Origin of the sequence: Ligilactobacillus animalis, from assembly GCF_009933595.1 — a bacterium.
GTDB classification, from domain to species: Bacteria; Bacillota; Bacilli; order Lactobacillales; family Lactobacillaceae; genus Ligilactobacillus; species Ligilactobacillus animalis.
The window spans coordinates 338,192-357,500 of the sequence record NZ_CP047141.1 but is presented as its reverse complement, the minus strand read 5'-3'; the positions used below and the strand labels follow the sequence as shown (position 1 = coordinate 357,500).

Here is a 19,309-nt window from a genome sequence, read left to right as displayed (position 1 = left end):
CCCAAATCATTCAACTACTTCGTTTCTTGGTAACTCAAATGTCCAGTCCTACAACCCCAAAGAGCAAGCTCTCTGGTTTGGGCTGTTCCCTTTTCGCTCGCCGCTACTCAGGGAATCGAATTTTCTTTCTCTTCCTATGGGTACTTAGATGTTTCAGTTCCCCACGTCTACCTTCGACTGAGCTATGTATTCACTCAGTGATAACAGGTCTTTACTCCTGCTGGGTTTCCCCATTCGGAAATCTCCGGATCACAGTTTACTTACAACTCCCCGAAGCTTATCGCAGTTAGTCACGTCCTTCATCGGCTCCTAGTGCCAAGGCATCCACCATGCGCCCTTAATAACTTAACCTATATTATCTTACGATAATGGTTATGAGTTTAGCGATTAAACATTAATGTTTTAAACTCTTTAAAACGCGGTGTTCTCGGTTATTTTAATTAACAAAGAAATAAAAGATATTATCTAGTTTTCAAAGAACAAGTTTGATAACTAATGTTATCAATGGAGCTTAACGGGATCGAACCGTTGACCTCCTGCGTGCAAAGCAGGCGCTCTCCCAGCTGAGCTAAAGCCCCATGTTTTAAGAGTAAACCTCTCAAAACTAAACAAAGTTTACGATAAAGTGCAGGTTTCCGAAATTATCCTTAGAAAGGAGGTGATCCAGCCGCAGGTTCTCCTACGGCTACCTTGTTACGACTTCACCCCAATCATCTGTCCCACCTTAGACGGCTGGCTCCAAAAGGTTACCCCACCGGCTTTGGGTGTTACAAACTCTCATGGTGTGACGGGCGGTGTGTACAAGGCCCGGGAACGTATTCACCGCGGCATGCTGATCCGCGATTACTAGCGATTCCGACTTCATGTAGGCGAGTTGCAGCCTACAATCCGAACTGAGAACGGCTTTAAGAGATTTGCTAAACCTCGCGGTCTTGCGACTCGTTGTACCGTCCATTGTAGCACGTGTGTAGCCCAGGTCATAAGGGGCATGATGATTTGACGTCATCCCCACCTTCCTCCGGTTTGTCACCGGCAGTCTTGCTAGAGTGCCCAACTTAATGCTGGCAACTAACAATAAGGGTTGCGCTCGTTGCGGGACTTAACCCAACATCTCACGACACGAGCTGACGACAACCATGCACCACCTGTCATTCTGTCCCCGAAGGGAAAGTCCTATCTCTAGGATTGTCAGAAGATGTCAAGACCTGGTAAGGTTCTTCGCGTTGCTTCGAATTAAACCACATGCTCCACCGCTTGTGCGGGCCCCCGTCAATTCCTTTGAGTTTCAACCTTGCGGTCGTACTCCCCAGGCGGAATGCTTATTGCGTTAGCTGCAGCACTGAAGGGCGGAAACCCTCCAACACTTAGCATTCATCGTTTACGGCGTGGACTACCAGGGTATCTAATCCTGTTTGCTACCCACGCTTTCGAACCTCAGCGTCAGTTACAGACCAGAGAGCCGCTTTCGCCACTGGTGTTCTTCCATATATCTACGCATTTCACCGCTACACATGGAGTTCCACTCTCCTCTTCTGCACTCAAGTCTCCCAGTTTCCAATGCACTACTCCGGTTAAGCCGAAGGCTTTCACATCAGACTTAAAAGACCGCCTGCGTTCCCTTTACGCCCAATAAATCCGGATAACGCTTGCCACCTACGTATTACCGCGGCTGCTGGCACGTAGTTAGCCGTGGCTTTCTGGTTAGATACCGTCGAAACGTGAACAGTTACTCTCACGCACTTTCTTCTCTAACAACAGGGTTTTACGATCCGAAGACCTTCTTCACCCACGCGGCGTTGCTCCATCAGGCTTTCGCCCATTGTGGAAGATTCCCTACTGCTGCCTCCCGTAGGAGTTTGGGCCGTGTCTCAGTCCCAATGTGGCCGATCAACCTCTCAGTTCGGCTACGCATCATTGCCTTGGTAAGCCTTTACCTCACCAACTAGCTAATGCGCCGCGGGCCCATCCAAAAGTGGTAGCATAGCCACCTTTTACATAGTTACCATGCGGTAACTATGGTTATGCGGTATTAGCACCTGTTTCCAAGTGTTATCCCCCTCTTTTGGGCAGGTTGCCCACGTGTTACTCACCCGTTCGCCACTCAACTCTTTATCGGTGAGTGCAAGCACTCGGTGATAAAGAAGTTCCGTTCGACTTGCATGTATTAGGCACGCCGCCAGCGTTCATCCTGAGCCAGGATCAAACTCTCAATTTAAAGTTTGTGACTCTTTATTTTTACTAGCGAATTGACTTCGCAAAATGTTTATTGCTCTTATCACTTAGATAAGAGACCCTGCACATTTGCTTATCGAAACTTTGTTCAGTTTTCAAAGATCTACTCGGTTGATACAATCAACATCAATATTTTAACATATTGAATTTTCGATGTCAACAACTTTTTTAATTTTTATCTCAGTCGTTTTTTGACGACTAGATTATTTTAACAAAAACTATTGAATGATGTCAACAACTTTTTGTTTTATTTTTTCTGCTGTAACAAATCAGCTTAAATATAATATCATGATTTCCAAGATGATGTCAACATCTTTTTTATATTATATTTTTAAGCAGCTGCTCTGCATCAGCAACTTTTATAGTATAGCAAGGAATACATTTAAGCGTCAAGGACTTTTTATAAAAATTCTTTTACACCTTCATCTATCGATCACTTTCACCATTACAAAATTAACTAAACATACCCCTTCGCGCCAAACTTGTTGTTTTTTAGTAACAATATAATCCCTTTGTTCAAAAAATGGACGCGCAGTTATTGACGCATGTGTTGTGATGCATTTACCACCTAAACTTTCCAAACGCTCACATAAAGCAGTTGCTACCCCCTTTCTCAAATACCCCGGTAAAACAAATAAATGCCCGAGATATCCGTATCGATCTATCTCACCAAAACCAATTATCCTTTCTGATTCAACTGCCACTAAACTATATTTTTTCGCCAAACGCTGATGCCAAATCGCTGGCTCTGTATTACCATTTATCCAAGCATCTAGTTGTTCTTTTGAATAGTCTTTTGCATTAACAGTCTGTACTGTCGTATAAAACAACTCAGCGATCTGTTTTTGATCACCAAAGCGATATTCTCTGATCATAAATATTTTCCTTTCTTTACACATGACAAAAAATGCTGCGACTATATAGCCACAGCATTAAATATCTTATTTTTAGTTGTTTTCGATCGGACGCATCGTTGGGAATAATAAAACATCACGGATCGAAGGTGCATCTGTCAAAAGCATCACCAAACGATCGATACCGATACCTAGACCACCTGTAGGGGGCATACCATATTCCATGGCTTCGATATAGTCTTCATCGATGCCTTCTGCTTCATCGTTACCAGCTTGACGTTCTTCCACTTGTGCTTCAAAACGTTCACGTTGATCGATCGGATCATTTAATTCGGTAAAGGCATTAGCATATTCGCTACCTAAGATAAACAATTCAAAGCGATCAGTGAAACGTGGATCCTTAACATTCTTCTTAGCTAACGGTGAAATTTCGACTGGATGGCCGTAAACAAATGTTGGGTCAACGATCTTATCTTCACAGAATTGTTCGAAGAATTCGTTGATGATGTGACCGACTTTCCAGTATTGTTCATAGTGAACACCATGCTCATCAGCCAAAGCCCGAGCTTGTTCTAAAGTCATTTCTTCCCAGAAATCGACACCAGTATATTCTTTGATGATATCGACCATGTGCACGCGCTTAAATGGCTTATCAAAATCGACATCTTTACCTTGATAGTTCACGATGTTGTTATTTGATACTACTGAAGCAGCAGCTTTGAAGATACCTTCTGTTTCATCCATAACGTCTTCAAAGTCAAAGTATGCAGCATAAGATTCAAGCATTGTAAATTCTGGATTATGGCGTGTATCGATACCTTCATTTCTAAAGACACGACCGATCTCATACACACGTTCCATCCCACCAACGATCAAACGCTTCAAGTGCAATTCAAGGGCGATCCGAAGATATAATTCGATATCTAAAGCATTGTGGTGAGTGATAAATGGACGTGCAGCAGCACCACCAGCTTGGGTATGTAACACTGGTGTTTCCACTTCCAAGAAGCCTTCGCCGTCTAAATAGCGACGAATAGCTGAAATGATCCGGCTACGGTTCACAAAACGATCGTAGCTTTCTTTGTTAGAGATCAAGTCCAAGTAACGTTGACGATAGATCTGTTCTACGTCTTGAAGACCATGCCACTTGTCTGGTAATGGACGCAAAGCTTTGGATAAGAAAGTCAATTCTGTCACTTTGATCGTCAATTCACCCATATCAGTCTTGATAACGTGACCCTTGATACCTAAGAAATCACCCAGATCTGAGCGTTTGAAGATGTGATACATATCTTCGCCCACTTCATCTTTACGGATATAAAGTTGCATTCTGCCAGTGCGGTCTTGTAGATCAGCAAAGCCTACCTTACCTTTACCACGCTTAGCTACCATACGGCCAGCGATCGTTGCTGTGATCTCCAAGCCATTTAATTCATCTTTGTCCATTTCACCATACTTATCATGCAAGTCTTGGTTCATTGAATCACGTTCAAACCGATGACCAAAGGGATCGATACCTTCTGCGCGCAATTCTTGCATCTTTTCACGACGTACACGCAATTGGTCATTCATGTTTTGTTGGTTACCCATTTAAAAATCCTCGCCTTTCTTTAGAGTGTGAGAAAAGGTGGTGCCTTTTCGAACACGTTTCATCTTTACTATTTTTTAATTATAGCATACTCAAAAGTCATAATTAACGCCGAATTGGTTGAGCGATCATATCAGCCAAGAAATTATCAAAGATCTCTTGCATTTCTTGCTCTGTATCAGCTGAATTCAAAGCAGCTTTGGTTCTGGCTGAACGTGGGATCCCCTTAAGATAGTAAGCCGCCTGGGATCTAAACTCTTTTGGCCCCACGACTTCACCCTTAGCTTCAACTAAACGATGCAAGTGCTCTTTAGCCACTGCGATCTTTTCAGCTGGTTTTGGTTCTTCTAATAATTCACCAGTCTCTAGGTAATGTGTCGTTTGCTTAACGATCCATGGATTACCTAAAGCCGCCCGTCCGATCATCACGGCGTCAGCACCAACTTCATCCAACATCGTCTTAGCATCTTGAGGCGTGCGAACATCCCCATTACCGATAAATGGGATCTTCGTCAACTTATTAGCTACTTCATGCAATAGCTCCCAGTCTGCATGACCTGAGTAAAGTTGTTTTCTTGTCCGACCATGCATCGCTAATGCACTAGCCCCAGCTTCTTGCGCTGCCAATGCATTTTCGACCGCCAAAATATGGTCCTCATCCCAACCAGTCCGCATTTTTACGGTAACTGGTTTTTCAACGGATGACGAAACGGCTTTGACCATCTCATATACTTTATCCGGATCAAGTAACCATCTTGCCCCAGCATCGGTCTTAGTAACTTTAGGCACAGGGCAACCCATATTGATGTCAATAATATCAGTATTGGTATTTTCCGCCACAAACTGAGCTGCTTCGACCAAAGTTTCCTTGCTTCCACCAAAGATCTGCACACTTGCTGGATGTTCACTTGGATCGACAAATAACATCTCAAGTGTCTTTTTGTTACGGAAATGGATCCCTTTATCCGAGATCATTTCACATACGACCATACCTGCACCAAATTCCTTACAGATCATCCGAAAGGCCACATTGGTCACCCCAGCCATTGGGGCTACCACAACTTGGTTTGGGATCGTGATATCTCCAATTTTCCATTCCATGGATCAATTTCACCTCATAAAATCATTCTTTACTTCGTTTGTAGATAATAGCACACTTTTATTTAAACGACTACTTTTCTTTTGCATTTTTTACGATCTCACGCAATTCAGCTTCGGAAAAATGGTATTCGCGATTGCAAAAATGACATAAAGCAGTTGCGCCGTGATCTTTCTTGATCATCTCTTCAATATCTGCTTCCGGTAGGCTGGCCATCGCTTGCGCAAAACGGTCCTTAGAGCAATCACATTCATACGCTACCGGCATCTTATCCAAGATCTCAACATTTTCTTCGTCAAATAATTTGACTAAGATATCTTCTGGAGTCAAGCCTTCACGCATCATTTCCGAAACTAGCGGTAAGTCTTTTAAACGTTCTTCCAGTTTAGTTAAAACTTCATCCGTTGCTCCCGGCATAACTTGGATCAAAAAGCCGCCAGCTGTTTGGATCGTGTTATCATCATTGACAAAAACTGACAACCCAACGGCTGATGGGATCTGTTCGGATTTAGCCAAATAATACGTGAAATCTTCACCCAATTCACCCGACACAAGCGGTACTTGTCCGGTAAATGGTTCTTTTAAACCCAAGTCTTTAGTAACTGATAGGAAACCTGTCGTTCCGACCGCACCTTTAACATCGATCTTGTGCTTATCGTTCAATGGTAAATGGATATGTGGGTATTGGACGTAGCCTTTGACCGTTCCATTGGCATTACCATCAACGACGATCGCGCCCAATGGTCCATCACCATTGACTTTCACTGTCATCTTACCTTCACCCTTTAATGAAGCTTCCGATAATAGTAAAGTTGCGACTAATGTTCGACCTAAAGCTGCAGAAGCCGCACTCCAAGTATCATGATATTCTTGTGCTTGGCGAACTGTTTGAGTTGCATCGACCGCATACGCACGTAATTGCCCATCGTAGGCTAAACTTTTAACTAAATAATCAGACATTTGATTCACCTATTCCTTTATCTTTTTCAACAAACAAGGAGGAAGCAAGCGGGCGGCACATAGGCCAACTTACTTCCTCCTATTAAAATTTATTCCACCACTCGCTCAAAGACTAATCTTTATCCGAGTCTGTGTCTTTTTTATCCTTTTTTGGATAGAAGACTGTGGTTTTATTTTTATCAGCAGTTGCATCTTTTTCACTTGGGAAAGATGTCGTTTCATCGGCTGCTTTGTTTTCACGTTTAGCAGCTTCTTTGCGTTCCAAAGCTTCTTTTGATTCTTCAAAAGTCGTAGCTGTTGCTTTTTCACTTGGGAACTCATCTTCATTTTGTGCCGGCATCTTACCAGTTTTATATAAGCTCAAAATTTGCTTTTCATCAAGTGTTTCGTATTCAAGCAAGGCTTTTGCGATGACTTCATGCTGTTCTTTATGCTCTTCGATGATCTTCTTAGCCAAGGCCATCCCTTCTTCGGATAAGCGTTTGACTTCTTCATCGATCGCATTAGCTGTATTGATCGAGAAGGCTGATTGACCAGGCACAGCATCCCCAGCAAACATGCCACTTTGACCTTCATATTGGACAGGACCTAATTGATCGCTCATCCCGTATTCGGTCACCATTGCACGTGCCAATTGAGTTGCTTGTTGGAAGTCATTGGAAGCCCCAGAGGATTGTTGCCCAAAGATAAGCTCTTCAGCAGCACGTCCCCCCATCAAGCCAGCAATTTGTTCTTGCATGTCTTTCTTGGAAAGCAACATTTGATCTTCTTTTGGTAACATGATCGCATAACCACCAGCACGACCACGTGGAACGATCGTAACTTTGTGAACGACCCGTGCATCGTTTAAGACCAGACCAACGATCGTATGTCCAGCTTCGTGGTAAGCCACGGTCTCGCGTTCTTTCTTACTGATGACGCGATCACGTTTAGCTGGACCAGCGATCACGCGGTCTTCAGCTTCATCGATATCTGAGGCATCGATCGCTTTTTTGTTGCGTCGAGCAGCCAATAAAGCAGCTTCGTTGAGCAAGTTTTCAAGGTCAGCCCCGACAAAGCCCGGTGTTTGCTTAGCGATCATCTTAAGATCGACATCTTTAGCAAGTGGCTTGTTCTTGGCATGGACTTTCAAGATCGCTTCACGGCCCTTAACATCAGGTCGACCAACTAAGATCTTGCGGTCAAAACGTCCTGGACGAAGCAAGGCAGGGTCCAAAACATCAGAACGGTTCGTAGCGGCCATCACGATGACACCTTCATCACCTTCGAAACCATCCATTTCAACTAACAATTGGTTCAAGGTTTGTTCACGTTCATCGTGACCGCCCCCCATACCATTACCACGCCGACGACCGACAGCATCGATCTCATCGATAAAGATGATGGCTGGCGCACTCTTCTTGGCGTTTTCAAACAGATCACGCACACGACTAGCCCCGACACCGACAAACATTTCCACGAAGTCAGAACCAGAGATCGAGAAGAATGGCACTCCCGCTTCACCAGCGACTGCTTTGGCTAGCAATGTCTTACCAGTTCCGGGAGGTCCTTCGAGTAACACACCGGATGGGATCCGTGCACCCAAAGAAAGGAATTTACGTGGGTCGCGCAAGAATTCGACTACTTCGACTAATTCTTGCTTTTCTTCTTCGGCCCCAGCTACGTCAGAGAAGCGAACTTTGTTGTTCTTCTTTTCAACTGGCTTAGCTTTGGATTTACCAAAGTTCATCACCCCACGACCATTGCCACCGCCTTGACCAGCTTGTCCCATCATCATGTAGAAGAAGAAGATAAAGAAGACAAGCGGCAAGACGTAGATCAAGAGTTGGACCCAGATACTGCTGGATTCCTCTTCTTTAGCGCCATATTTGACTTTATTCTTAGTAGCATAGCTTTCGATCTGCTTAACTAAGGTATCATTGGTCAACACATTGGTCGTAAAGGTCGACACTTTAGTAGAGGTACCCGCAATACCTGTTAGGCCACCAGTCTTTTCCACATTAGCTGGTTTTTTGTAGGTACCTGTGATGCGGTAGGTACTACCTGCTGGTTGCATTGTGAAATCTTTGACATTGTTTTTCTTCAATTCGGTAATGAATTGGCTTGATTGAATCTGTTGTGATTGAGCACCGCCACGATTACCAACAAAGTAATAGAGCGCACCCATAATGCCAAGGAAGATCACAATGTAAAATAGACTATTCTTCACTAGTCCATTTTTGTTATTATTCATGGAGTTCCTCCTTTTAGGTAAATTTCATAAAATTTAAAGCTATCGAACCAATAATATCATATTTGACTAATATTGACTATTAATTGTTCTCGTAAACTTCTGGTTTCAAAATACCTACGTAAGGCAAGTTACGGTAATGTCCGATGTAATCTAGACCATAGCCGACCACGAATTCATTTGGCACTTCAAAGCCCACATAATCTGGCACGACAGATTTCACCCGACGCTCAGGCTTATCTAATAAAGTACAGATCTTAACCGAAGCTGCATTTCTGTGTTTGAGCAATTCTACTAACCGTTCCAAAGTGCGACCGGTATCGATGATATCTTCGACGATCAAAATATGACGATCTTTGACTGAAACATCTAAGTCCTTGATGATCTTAACTTCACCGGATGATTCAGTTGCATCACCATAGCTAGATACGTCCATAAAATCAAGTTCACAGTACGTGTCGATCTCACGTACGATATCGGCCATAAATAAGATCGCACCCTTCAAAACGCAGATCACGAGCGGATTTTTATCCTTCATGTCGGCGGTGATCTGTGCCCCTAATTTTTGGGCAACGGCTTGAATATCTTCTTTGCTGTATAAAATTTCTTTGATGTCGTTATTCATCATCTTTTACCTCTCTTCGCAAAACTATTATGTATTGCATTTTAGCATTTACGAGCCGTGGTGACAAATCAGTTTTTTTCACTTTAACGACCCATAAAATGTTTCCATCCTTGGCTGCAACTAACCACAGACGCTCACGTTTAGTTTTCGCTATTTTTCGATCGATCAAGATCTGCTTTATTTTTTGAGTTCCGATCTTAGTTTTCATACGATCGCCGGGGCGCCGGTGACGCAAAAGAAATGGTGCCTCCGCTTCAGACACAGCTAAGACCTCATCACCTGGGCGCGGGCGGTAGGCATCTTTAAAAAAGAGCCCGACTTTTTCTGTATCAGATATCCATTGCCACTCGCCTAATGACAAAGATCGCTGAAGCTCTAAGTTCTCACTTGGCAAAAGATGATCAGCGATCCAGAAATGATGGTATTCTTTGACCAAAAAATATCCTTGGCCCAGATTGAGTTGTCCCTGTGGCTTAGTAGTGTTATTTAGCAAACGGCTGGCTTGAGCCAATTTTTTTTCCGATAATTCTAGCTGTTGCTGGCAAAAAAGTTGGCGCAAAAGCTGATTTTGCCAAGGTAAGTCCAACGTTTGCCACTGCTCTAAGGCATAACTCCCATCATCTTGGCGTAATTTAGCCAATTTTTCTTTACTCGCTTCATCGGCTAAGCTAAGAACTTCACTCAACTGCGTAGCGTAACTTTCAACATGCGCTAAAAATTGCGGGTTTTCTTGCTTTAATTGTGGAATAACGTGATGTCGCAAACGATTTCTCAAATAGTCATCGTGTTCATTAGTCTCATCCTCAAAATAAGTAATGTTTTGTTCCTGAACTAAGTGTAACAATTGTGCTTTGGTAAAGCCCAACAACGGACGGAGCAACTCGGCTCGAGCTCCAAATTTACGTCTGCTTTTGATCCCCGTCAGTTGCGCCAGATCGCCCCCACGCAATAACTTCATCAAAAAGGTCTCGGCTTGATCATCAGCGTGATGTGCCGTCAATAAGTACTTGATCTTTTGTTTTTTTAGCACAGTTGCAAAAAATCCATACCGCATTTTGCGGGCTTTTTCTTCCAGTCCAGTCTGTGGATGTTCAGCTACAGCCCAAGTCTTGGTAAATAGAGGATACCCGTATTCTTGGCAATAGCGTTGGATAAATTCTGTCTCAGCTTTACTTTGATCGCGTAATTGATGATCGACATACGCCACATTGATCTGCGGACGTATCGCTACCGGCAAATGCGCTAACAGCCACAATAATGCCATCGAATCTGCTCCCGTCGAGACCGCCACTAAGACTTTTTCTTTAGCTGAGAGCTTTAAATTTTGCCACTGTAAGTCAAACTGCTGTTTTGTCGCTTGCATAAAATACCTCCTTTAAAGCACTAAAGGACCGTGACAAAATGCCACAGTCCTTTTATATATTAGCTACGGCGCCCGCCACGGCCACCGCGCTTACCTTCCGTATTCCGTTTCAAAGAGGTCAAGCGTTCATCGCTTTCTTTTAAGAAACCAGCCAATAAAGAGTCGAAGTCTTTCTTTTTGTTTTCAGTTTTGCGAGGTGCAAAGGAACGACCCTTGCCCGCATTACCGTTATTTCTGTGATTATTTCCCTTACCATTGTTCCGGAAGTCGCCTTCACGTTGGTTGCGCTCTTCTTTGGTATTTTTCCCAAGCTCTTTTTGAACATTGTCGCTTGCTTTTCTGATCGATAAACTGATCTTACCATCTTCACCGACCGAAAGCACTTTGACCGTTACTTTATCCCCTACTGTCAACACATCATGGATATCCTTGACAAAATTATTTGAAACTTCACTGATATGCACCAAGCCAGTTTTTTTATCCCCTAAATCCACAAAAGCACCAAAATTAGTGATCCCTGATACTTTGCCGTTGACTTTTTCTCCGACTTCAATTGACATAAAAAAATTTTTCCTCCTAGAAAGTTCTAATAAAACACCCCTAAGTATATCACGATACTAGTGGTTTAACCAAAAAAATTTATTTTTCCGAATCCAAGACACTTTTAGCCTTATCATCGGGCAAATTATAGATCGTTTCATTGTCGCGAGAATAGTAATATTTCTCCCGGATCAACTTCTCTAAATATTCATCATCATTTAGCTGCTTTACCCGCAGTTTCAAGCTAGAATTGTCTTTTTTTACCTTATCAAGTTTTTTTTGAGCAGTTGTCGTCTGTTGCTTGACCGTATGTGCTTGCCACAAGTTGCGTCCGACTTGGACTAGACAAACAACGGTCACGACCGCCGCGATCACTGCAAACAAACGCATTATGACTTTGTGTTGCAGATAACGCCGATTTTTGGCGACCATCCGCTTTTTGGCAGCTGTTTTTTCCCGATAAAAATCATTATTCATGACTTTGATCTTTTGTTTATCTTCTTTCATCAGTTAGACCTCACCAAATCATCCAAAACCGTTACATATTTACGACGATTATAACAAACTTGGTGTTAAAGATTCAATTTAGAGCCTAAAATCTTCCTTATATTCTTCACTGATGATCTCGTACATGCCCTTAGCCTCATCTTTTTTGGTCGTATCCTTTAATTCTAGAACTTTCAAAGTCAAAGTTTTATTTCCAAAATTGATCACTAAAGTATCGCCGGTTACCACATCACTAGCGGACTTAGCGACTTTGTCATTGATCGTGATCCGGCCTTGGTCGGCGATCTGTTTTGCCACACTGCGCCGTTTGATCACACGTGAAACTTTTAAATATTTATCTAATCTCATAAGATTCCCTCTTTTCTGATAATTTTTTGCCAAACTTTCAAGATCTTTTTGCCTCCTGGTAACATGAGCCATTCGCGGACACTAAATAATTTGAACGCTAAGGCACACCCTAAAAAGACCAGCGCCCCTAAAAAGGCTCCTCCAAGTGACATGACGAGCGTATCGCTACGCTCATTACCGATAAAATGTATATAGCTCATGGTAAATATCCGCACACTGATCAGCATCACTGTGATCGCTAAGCCTAACTTGAGCCAAAAATGTCCTTCATTGAACAACCCTTTGACGATCTCAGGGCTAAACAACAGGATAAAGACTAGCGCAAAAACCAAGCTAAGCACGGTCGCAACACTGGCGCCCATGATATTCATGCGCCCGACCAACCAGATATTTAGCACGAATTTTAGAACTAAAGCGCCCAGCAGACCGACCACCGTGATCAAAAACTGATTCAAACTCTGCAAGATCGAGTTATAAGTCCCGATCAAAGTGATAAAGATCACGCTGACCACATAAACGGCCAATTCGGCGCTCAAATTAGCATCTCCAAACAGTAAAGTGTTGATCTGCGGCATCAAAACGACCATCCCAAAGCAAGCCGCCACTGAGATCGCCGCACTGACACGCAACATAACTTGCGCGATCCGACGAAATTCGGCGTATTTACGCTTTTGCAACGCTTGACTCAATGTCGGTAAGAGCGTTGAAGAAAAACCGATCGCAAGGACCATGCCTAACTGTAATAACGGTTGGGCCCGATCATAGATCCCTTTTAGATCTTTAGCCGCTGCGGCTGGGATCCCGTTGTGCAATAATCCGCGTACGAGCGTAAAAGAATCGATCAACTGCAATAAGACCATCGTCGAAGCAAACAAACAGATGATCAAACCATCGCTAAAGAGTTTTTCGATTAGATAAAGGTAACTGAATTTAGGGGCAGCCGTTTTTTTGAAAAACTTTTTAGCATAAAATTTGATAAAACTCAAACAGGCAACTACTGCCCCCGCACTAGAGGCCAACATCGCAACGGACCCCATCTGGTATAAGGACCAGTCAAAAAGCGTAAAGGCCCATGCTGCCAAGATGATCATCCCGACCCGCATGAATTGCTCAGTCACCTGTGAGATCGCAGTCGGGAGCATATCAAATGTCCCTTGATAATATCCCCGTCCGACCGCCAAAAATGGCATGAACAAAAACATCCAAGCTACACTTTTGATCAAAACTGTCAGCTGTGGATCTCCCATCAAAAGTGCAATAAATGGGGCAAATACCCGCAGTCCGACAAAGATCGCGCCCGAAAAAACGCACAAGATCAAAAATACCTGTTGAACTAAGCGCAGTTTGGCCGCTTCATCGCGTTGTTCAGCAACTAATTTAGAAATGTAGACCGGAAAGCCAGTCAAGGCAAAAGCAACGCCGATCCCATAGAGCGGATAGACCTGCTGATAGACATAAAAACCAGTATTTCCAACAATATTTTCAAAGGGGATCCGATAGACCGCACTTAAGATCTTAGCGATCAACGACGCGATCGAAAGGATCAAAGCCCCTTTCATCGTCTTTTTGACTTGCTCATTTTTCATCTACGGTTTCCTCGATCTGTGGTTTGTTATCGATCTCAGCCATTAAATTAAAACATAATTTTTGGAGCTTAGCCAAGAGTTCTGGTTGCTGTGCTGGTTGCAAAGTCAACTTGATAGCTGTCTTTTTGTCGGTCGTTTCAAAAGTCGCATCGAGTCCAGCTGCATCCAACGCTTTGAGCATCATCGGGGCATTGAATTTTTTCACCCCTACAGGTGCAAAATCCAACGTGAGCTTAGCTGCACTAGTTTGAGTGATATTAGCCAATAATGCGTGATCAGCATATAGCTTCAACAATCCAACTTCTAGTAGATTAGCTACCTCAACGGGATATTCACCGAAACGATCGATGAGGTCTTCTTTGATCTCTTCATATTGTTCTTTATTTTCCAATTGATGGATCCGCTTATAAAGCTCGATCTTTTGGCGCGGATCTTCGATATAACTTTGGGGTAGATAAGCTTCCAACGAAAGATCGATCTGACAATCCGTGTGCAACTTAGGCTTAAGGCCGCGTTTCTTAGCGACTGCTTCATTTAACATCTGCGTGTACAACTCATAGCCAACTGAATCGATAAAGCCATGTTGTTGCTTACCTAATAAATTACCTGCACCCCGGATCGAGAGGTCACGCATCGCGATCTTAAACCCTGAACCTAATTCGGTAAAATCCTTGATCGCTTCAAGGCGTTTTTCGCTCACTTCCGTTAAAACTTTATCGGGTTCATACATAAAATAAGCATAGGCAACACGATTCGACCGTCCGACCCGTCCGCGTAATTGATAGAGCTGAGCTAGCCCCATCCGATCAGCATTTTCCACAAAAAGCGTATTGGCATTGGGGATATCGACCCCCGTTTCGATGATCGTTGTCGTCACTAACACGTCGTATTGGCCTGCGATAAAGTCCATCAAGATCCCTTCCAATTGGGTCTCTGTCATTTGACCGTGGATATAAGCGATCTTAGCTTCGGGCACTAAGCTCTGTAGCTCGTCGACCTTTTTTTCAATATCATCGACTCGGTTGTGCAAGAAAAATACTTGCCCCCCGCGTGCCATCTCACGTTTGATCCCATCCACGATCACCCCGTAATTTTGTTCCATCACATAAGTCTGGATCGGATAACGATTCATCGGCGCGGTCTCGATCACCGATAGATCCCGCACACCTAACATCGACATATTCAATGTCCGCGGGATCGGTGTAGCTGTCAGTGTCAAAACATCAACAGTTGACTTGAGTTCTTTTAGCCGCTCTTTATGCTTGACCCCAAAGCGTTGTTCTTCATCGATGATCAACAAGCCCAGATCAGCAAATTTAACGTCTTTAGACAATAAACGGTGTGTGCCAACAACGGCATCACACTCGCCACTTTTTAGCTTAGCCAAAGTTTCATCGACCTGCTTTTTAGTGCTAAACCGTGATAAGACACCGATATTAACAGGAAAACCTTCAAACCGTGCCTGCATGGTTTCAAAATGTTGTTGCGCCAAAACAGTTGTCGGCGCTAAAAAGGCGACTTGTTTGCCGTCTTCGATCGCCTTAAAGGCTGCCCGTAAAGCAACTTCGGTCTTGCCATAGCCCACATCCCCGATCAACAAGCGATCCATCGGGCGTTCTTTTTGCATATCGGCTTTGATCTCTTTAGCACTCCGCAACTGATCAGGTGTTTCTGAAAAAGGAAAAGCCGCTTCAAATTCCCGTTGGTAACTATCATCTGGGGGAAAGGCATGACCTTTATTGGATTCACGTTGTGCATACAATTCGACCAGTTCATCGGCAATGTCTTCGATCTTAGCCGCAACTTTACTCTTGGTCTTGGCCCATTTGTTACTACCTAACTTGTTGATCCGCGGTGTCTTGCCTTCCGCTGACACATATTTTTGGATCCGATCGAGCTGAGAGACTGGGATGAAGAGCTGGGCATCCTCTTGGTAAACGATCGTCATATAGTCTTGGTGTTTACCACCGACTTCTAAAGTCTGCATTCCCATGAAACGCCCGATCCCATGGTTGACGTGAACGATATAATCGCCTTTTTTCAGATCGGTATAGCTCTTCAAACGTTCCGCGTTACTCATCGTTTGGCGTTTAGGTTGTTTGTGTGAGCGTTTAGCAAAGAGTTCTTGTTCAGTCAAAACGACTAATTTTAATTCAGGTAATTCAAACCCACTATTCAACTGACCTAAAGCGATCTGCACTTGACCAGGCTGGATATCATCGATCGATCCTAATAAAGACGTGATCCCAAAATCGGCTAACGTTTGATGGAGCTTTTCTTGGCGTTCTTTAGTGCCGACCAGCAAGACAACGGTTTGACCGCCTTCTTTCCAGCGCATGGCTTCGGCTTTTAGCAGTGGCATTTGGCCAAAGAACTGCTGGACCATGCGCGCTTTGATGTCTAAATGCTGCACAAAACGCATCCGCCCCATCCCTTTAGGAAAGGCAGCTAAAAAGTTTTTAGGCTGTTTGAGCTTCTTTTCTAAAGAACTCAATTCGTGACCTAAAACAGCATTCGCAAGCAATTGTTGTTTTTCCAACTGCTCAACGATCCAATTTTGTTCTTCTTGAACTAGTTGTTTTTCTTTTTCACGCAAACGCGGGTAGTCATCAAAAAACACTTCACCATTTGGAGCTAAATAATCGAATAAACTGAGCTTTTCAGGATAGATATACTCAACTAAACTCAGATCTTTAGCACTTAATTCACCCTTTAAAAAGTCATCGATCTTAGCTGAAAAATTCTTATCCAGTTGCTCTTTTGTTTCTTTAGCTAGATTAGTGGAAGCTTTTTTAACGGCTTCATCTAAAGCCAACGCTGCTTTTTCCAAACGTTCCTTATCAAAAATAAGATCAGTCGCTGGTAAGATCTGCACCTGTTCAATATTTTCCAAACTGCGCTGATCGGCCGCATCAAAAATCCGCAATGAATCTAACTGGGTATCAAAAAAATCTGCCCGGAGCGGATCTGACATATTTAAAGGAAAGATATCTAAGATCGAGCCCCGCAATGCAAAGTCACCAGGGCGTTCAACTTGCTTTTGACGCGTATAGCCCATTTGCCCTAACAACTGCACTAGTTCAGCTAATTCATAGTCTTGACCAACGACCAATTCTAACTGGCTCTTTTGCCAAAGTTCGACTGGAGGTAAAAAGCGCCGTAACCCTGACATTGAAGTCACGATCAGCTTTTTTTCCCGCTTGGCTAAAGCTTCCAACGCTAAAACTCGTTGCGCTTTAAATTCAGGTGAACTCGTTGCCATTTCTGACGCTAGCATCTCTTCGACAGGAAACAACAAAACATCAGCTGGATCTAAGAGGTTTTCAAGATCATCAGCTAACTGTTGGGCCCGATACAAGTCATCACAGACGATCAATTTGGGGCCTGCATTTTCTAAGAACAGCTCGGCTAAAAAAAGCGTCTTGGCCGAGCCAGTCAGTCCCGTGATCAAATGACGTCCCGGTTCTTTTTGTGACCACTCTTTGACTTCTGGAAGACTCTGGAAGGCTTCCTTTAGTTTCATCTTCATGGCGTATCCTTTCTTACTTGTTACGGTTGAATTTATTCATCACTTGCGCAAAATCATCAGTCTTGACCCACTCTTCTAACGCTGCTACTGCATCAGCAGCTCCTAGATCGAAGTTTTCTCGTTGTTCTGGCGTGAAGCGACCTAAGACCCAATCAACGACTTTAGTTTGCTTCGGATGATCGATCCCCACCCGTAAACGGTCGAATTGTTGGGTACCTAAATGGGCGATCAAACTCTTGATCCCATTATGTCCCCCAGCCGAGCCTTTTTGCCGCAACCGTAAACGACCACAATCAAGATCCATATCATCATAGACGATGATCACATCATCAAGATCTAAGTCGTAATAATCCACGATCTGGCGAACTGCGCGACCCGATTCATTCATATAAGTAGTCGGTTTAGCCAACAAAACTTTTTGGCCCCCGACCATACCATCAGCTAGTTGAGCATCAAATTTTTCCTTATTAAAGGAAAGACCATTCGCATCTGCAAAGCGATCAACGATCATAAAGCCCGTATTATGACGGGTATTTTCATATTGACGACCAATATTACCTAATCCTACGATCAATTTCATCTTTAAATTCAAAACCTTTCACATATAAAAGAAAATTTACATTACCAAAAAAAATGCACACTGTTTAAACCGTACTTGGGCACAGTTAAGCGTACATCTAGCATTGAAGCGCCTAAAAATACGCTTCCAACAATTGATTTAATTTCACTAAGTATACCACACTTTGCGATTTCTACTGAAAAAAACTTACAAACTCTTGAAAACTTTGCGCCATTTACTGAAAAACATGTTATACTTATGGAGTATCAATTAAGTTACTTAAGAAAGGATGAATTACTGTGTCAAAAACACAAAATCATCAAAAAGTTATTTTAGTCGGTGACGGCGCTGTTGGTTCTAGCTATGCATATGCAATGGCTTTACAAGGTATTGCTGAAGAATTCGGTATCGTTGACGTTGTTAAAGAACGTACTGAAGGTGACGCATTAGACTTGATCGATGCTACAGGTTACACATATCCTAAGAAGATCTACTCTGCAGAATACTCTGACTGCAAAGACGCAGACTTAGTTGTTATCACTGCAGGTGCTCCTCAAAAGCCTGGTGAAACTCGTCTTGACCTTGTTAACAAGAACTTACGCATCTTGTCATCAATCGTTAAACCAGTTGTTGATTCTGGCTTTAACGGTATCTTCTTGGTTGCTGCTAACCCAGTTGATATCTTGACATACGCAACATGGAAGTTCTCTGGCTTCCCAACAGAACGCGTTTTAGGTTCAGGTACATCCTTGGATACAGCACGTCTTCGTGTTGCTATGGCTGACCTTACAGGCATCAAGGATCCTCGTTCTATGCACGCATACATCATGGGTGAACACGGTGACTCCGAATTTGCTGCTTACTCAGCTGCAACGATCGGTGCTGTTCCATTCTTGGATTGGGTAAAAGCTAACAACATCTCTCAAGAAACTCTTGATAAGATGGAAGATGACGTTAGAAATAAAGCTTACGAAATCATCAGCAAGAAAGGTGCTACATTCTACGGTGTTGCTGCTGCTCTTGCACGTATTTCTAAAGCTATCTTACGTGACGAAGATACAGTATTGCCAATCTCCGCATACATGGATGGTCAATACGGCTTAAACGACATCTACATTGGTACACCTGCTGTAGTTAATGCTGATGGTGTTAAGCAAGTTATCGAAGTTCCTTTGAACGAAAAAGAAATGAAGCAAATGCAAGAATCTGCTAAGACTTTGAAAGAAGTTCTTACAAACGGTTTGAAGAGCTTAGAAGACTAATCTCTTAGCATTTTGCTCAAAGCAGTC

General features: G+C 43.2%; 14 protein-coding genes, 1 tRNA gene and 2 rRNA genes (1 of these 17 only partly in view). 1 reads left to right on the top strand and 16 read right to left on the bottom strand.

Going from position 1 to position 19,309, the window contains the following annotated elements:
* From GSR62_RS01655 to pth, 16 genes are all read right to left on the bottom strand, one after another.
* Positions 1–351: ribosomal RNA gene (locus tag GSR62_RS01655) — 23S ribosomal RNA — on the bottom strand (it extends 2,566 nt beyond the left edge of the window).
* 154 nt (positions 352–505) lie between these two features.
* A tRNA-Ala gene (locus GSR62_RS01650) sits at positions 506–578 on the bottom strand.
* Between the two features lie 73 nt (positions 579–651).
* A 16S ribosomal RNA gene (locus GSR62_RS01645) occupies positions 652–2,215 on the bottom strand.
* Together the 16S and 23S rRNA genes with 1 tRNA gene alongside form the textbook arrangement of a ribosomal RNA operon.
* 439 nt (positions 2,216–2,654) lie before the next feature.
* Entirely contained in the window at positions 2,655–3,107 is a 453-nt protein-coding gene (locus GSR62_RS01640) for a GNAT family N-acetyltransferase (protein ID WP_066024189.1), read from the bottom strand.
* Between the two features lie 72 nt (positions 3,108–3,179).
* Entirely contained in the window at positions 3,180–4,676 is a 1,497-nt protein-coding gene (gene lysS, locus GSR62_RS01635) for a lysine--tRNA ligase (protein WP_004050100.1), read from the bottom strand.
* Between the two features lie 103 nt (positions 4,677–4,779).
* Positions 4,780–5,775 carry a tRNA dihydrouridine synthase DusB gene (dusB, locus tag GSR62_RS01630; RefSeq protein WP_066024188.1) on the bottom strand — a complete coding sequence of 332 codons (996 nt, stop codon included), beginning with the start codon at positions 5,773–5,775 and terminating at the stop codon, positions 4,780–4,782.
* A 70-nt stretch (positions 5,776–5,845) separates the two neighbouring features.
* Positions 5,846–6,733, bottom strand: a complete 888-nt coding sequence (gene hslO, locus GSR62_RS01625; RefSeq protein WP_066024187.1) for an Hsp33 family molecular chaperone HslO — start codon at positions 6,731–6,733, stop codon at positions 5,846–5,848.
* 112 nt (positions 6,734–6,845) lie between these two features.
* On the bottom strand, positions 6,846–8,966 hold the full coding sequence (ftsH, locus tag GSR62_RS01620) for an ATP-dependent zinc metalloprotease FtsH (protein ID WP_066024186.1): 2,121 nt from the start codon (positions 8,964–8,966) through the stop codon (positions 6,846–6,848).
* A gap of 79 nt (positions 8,967–9,045) precedes the next feature.
* The gene (gene hpt, locus GSR62_RS01615; protein WP_010689760.1) at positions 9,046–9,588 is read right to left on the bottom strand and encodes a hypoxanthine phosphoribosyltransferase; all 543 of its coding nucleotides are present in this window, start codon (positions 9,586–9,588) and stop codon (positions 9,046–9,048) included.
* Complete coding sequence (tilS, locus tag GSR62_RS01610; RefSeq protein WP_066024185.1) at positions 9,581–10,951, bottom strand: tRNA lysidine(34) synthetase TilS; 1,371 nt, start codon at positions 10,949–10,951, stop codon at positions 9,581–9,583. The genes hpt and tilS overlap by 8 nt, the downstream gene beginning before the upstream one ends.
* Positions 10,952–11,010: 59 nt before the next feature.
* Complete coding sequence (locus GSR62_RS01605) at positions 11,011–11,511, bottom strand: S1 domain-containing RNA-binding protein (protein ID WP_066024184.1); 501 nt, start codon at positions 11,509–11,511, stop codon at positions 11,011–11,013.
* Positions 11,512–11,590: 79 nt separating this feature from the next.
* Positions 11,591–11,998 (bottom strand): FtsB family cell division protein, encoded by a 408-nt coding sequence (locus GSR62_RS01600; RefSeq protein ID WP_066024183.1) that lies wholly within the window; start codon positions 11,996–11,998, stop codon positions 11,591–11,593.
* Positions 11,999–12,076: 78 nt separating this feature from the next.
* On the bottom strand, positions 12,077–12,346 hold the full coding sequence (locus tag GSR62_RS01595; RefSeq protein ID WP_010689766.1) for an RNA-binding S4 domain-containing protein: 270 nt from the start codon (positions 12,344–12,346) through the stop codon (positions 12,077–12,079).
* Entirely contained in the window at positions 12,343–13,932 is a 1,590-nt protein-coding gene (locus GSR62_RS01590; protein ID WP_066024182.1) for a putative polysaccharide biosynthesis protein, read from the bottom strand. Before GSR62_RS01590 ends, GSR62_RS01595 begins: the two co-directional genes overlap by 4 nt.
* Positions 13,922–17,455 carry a transcription-repair coupling factor gene (mfd, locus tag GSR62_RS01585; protein ID WP_066024192.1) on the bottom strand — a complete coding sequence of 1,178 codons (3,534 nt, stop codon included), beginning with the start codon at positions 17,453–17,455 and terminating at the stop codon, positions 13,922–13,924. The genes GSR62_RS01590 and mfd overlap by 11 nt, the downstream gene beginning before the upstream one ends.
* A gap of 19 nt (positions 17,456–17,474) precedes the next feature.
* Entirely contained in the window at positions 17,475–18,041 is a 567-nt protein-coding gene (pth, locus tag GSR62_RS01580; protein ID WP_066024181.1) for an aminoacyl-tRNA hydrolase, read from the bottom strand.
* Positions 18,042–18,319: 278 nt separating this feature from the next.
* On the opposite strand from pth, the gene GSR62_RS01575 reads away from it, so the two are divergent.
* Positions 18,320–19,282: an L-lactate dehydrogenase gene (locus GSR62_RS01575; protein WP_010689772.1), complete on the top strand. Its 963-nt coding sequence runs from the start codon at positions 18,320–18,322 to the stop codon at positions 19,280–19,282.
* Positions 19,283–19,309 lie beyond the last annotated feature (27 nt).

Coding starts and splice junctions, on each gene's coding strand:
- hslO (WP_066024187.1), bottom strand. CDS start 6,733: ATGTCTGATTATTTAGTTAAAAGTTTAGCCTACGATGGGCAATTACGT.
- GSR62_RS01640 (WP_066024189.1), bottom strand. CDS start 3,107: ATGATCAGAGAATATCGCTTTGGTGATCAAAAACAGATCGCTGAGTTG.
- GSR62_RS01600 (WP_066024183.1), bottom strand. CDS start 11,998: ATGAAAGAAGATAAACAAAAGATCAAAGTCATGAATAATGATTTTTAT.
- GSR62_RS01605 (WP_066024184.1), bottom strand. CDS start 11,511: ATGTCAATTGAAGTCGGAGAAAAAGTCAACGGCAAAGTATCAGGGATC.
- GSR62_RS01590 (WP_066024182.1), bottom strand. CDS start 13,932: ATGAAAAATGAGCAAGTCAAAAAGACGATGAAAGGGGCTTTGATCCTT.
- dusB (WP_066024188.1), bottom strand. CDS start 5,775: ATGGAATGGAAAATTGGAGATATCACGATCCCAAACCAAGTTGTGGTA.
- hpt (WP_010689760.1), bottom strand. CDS start 9,588: ATGAATAACGACATCAAAGAAATTTTATACAGCAAAGAAGATATTCAA.
- GSR62_RS01595 (WP_010689766.1), bottom strand. CDS start 12,346: ATGAGATTAGATAAATATTTAAAAGTTTCACGTGTGATCAAACGGCGC.
- mfd (WP_066024192.1), bottom strand. CDS start 17,455: ATGAAACTAAAGGAAGCCTTCCAGAGTCTTCCAGAAGTCAAAGAGTGG.
- ftsH (WP_066024186.1), bottom strand. CDS start 8,966: ATGAATAATAACAAAAATGGACTAGTGAAGAATAGTCTATTTTACATT.
- pth (WP_066024181.1), bottom strand. CDS start 18,041: ATGAAATTGATCGTAGGATTAGGTAATATTGGTCGTCAATATGAAAAT.
- lysS (WP_004050100.1), bottom strand. CDS start 4,676: ATGGGTAACCAACAAAACATGAATGACCAATTGCGTGTACGTCGTGAA.
- tilS (WP_066024185.1), bottom strand. CDS start 10,951: ATGCAAGCGACAAAACAGCAGTTTGACTTACAGTGGCAAAATTTAAAG.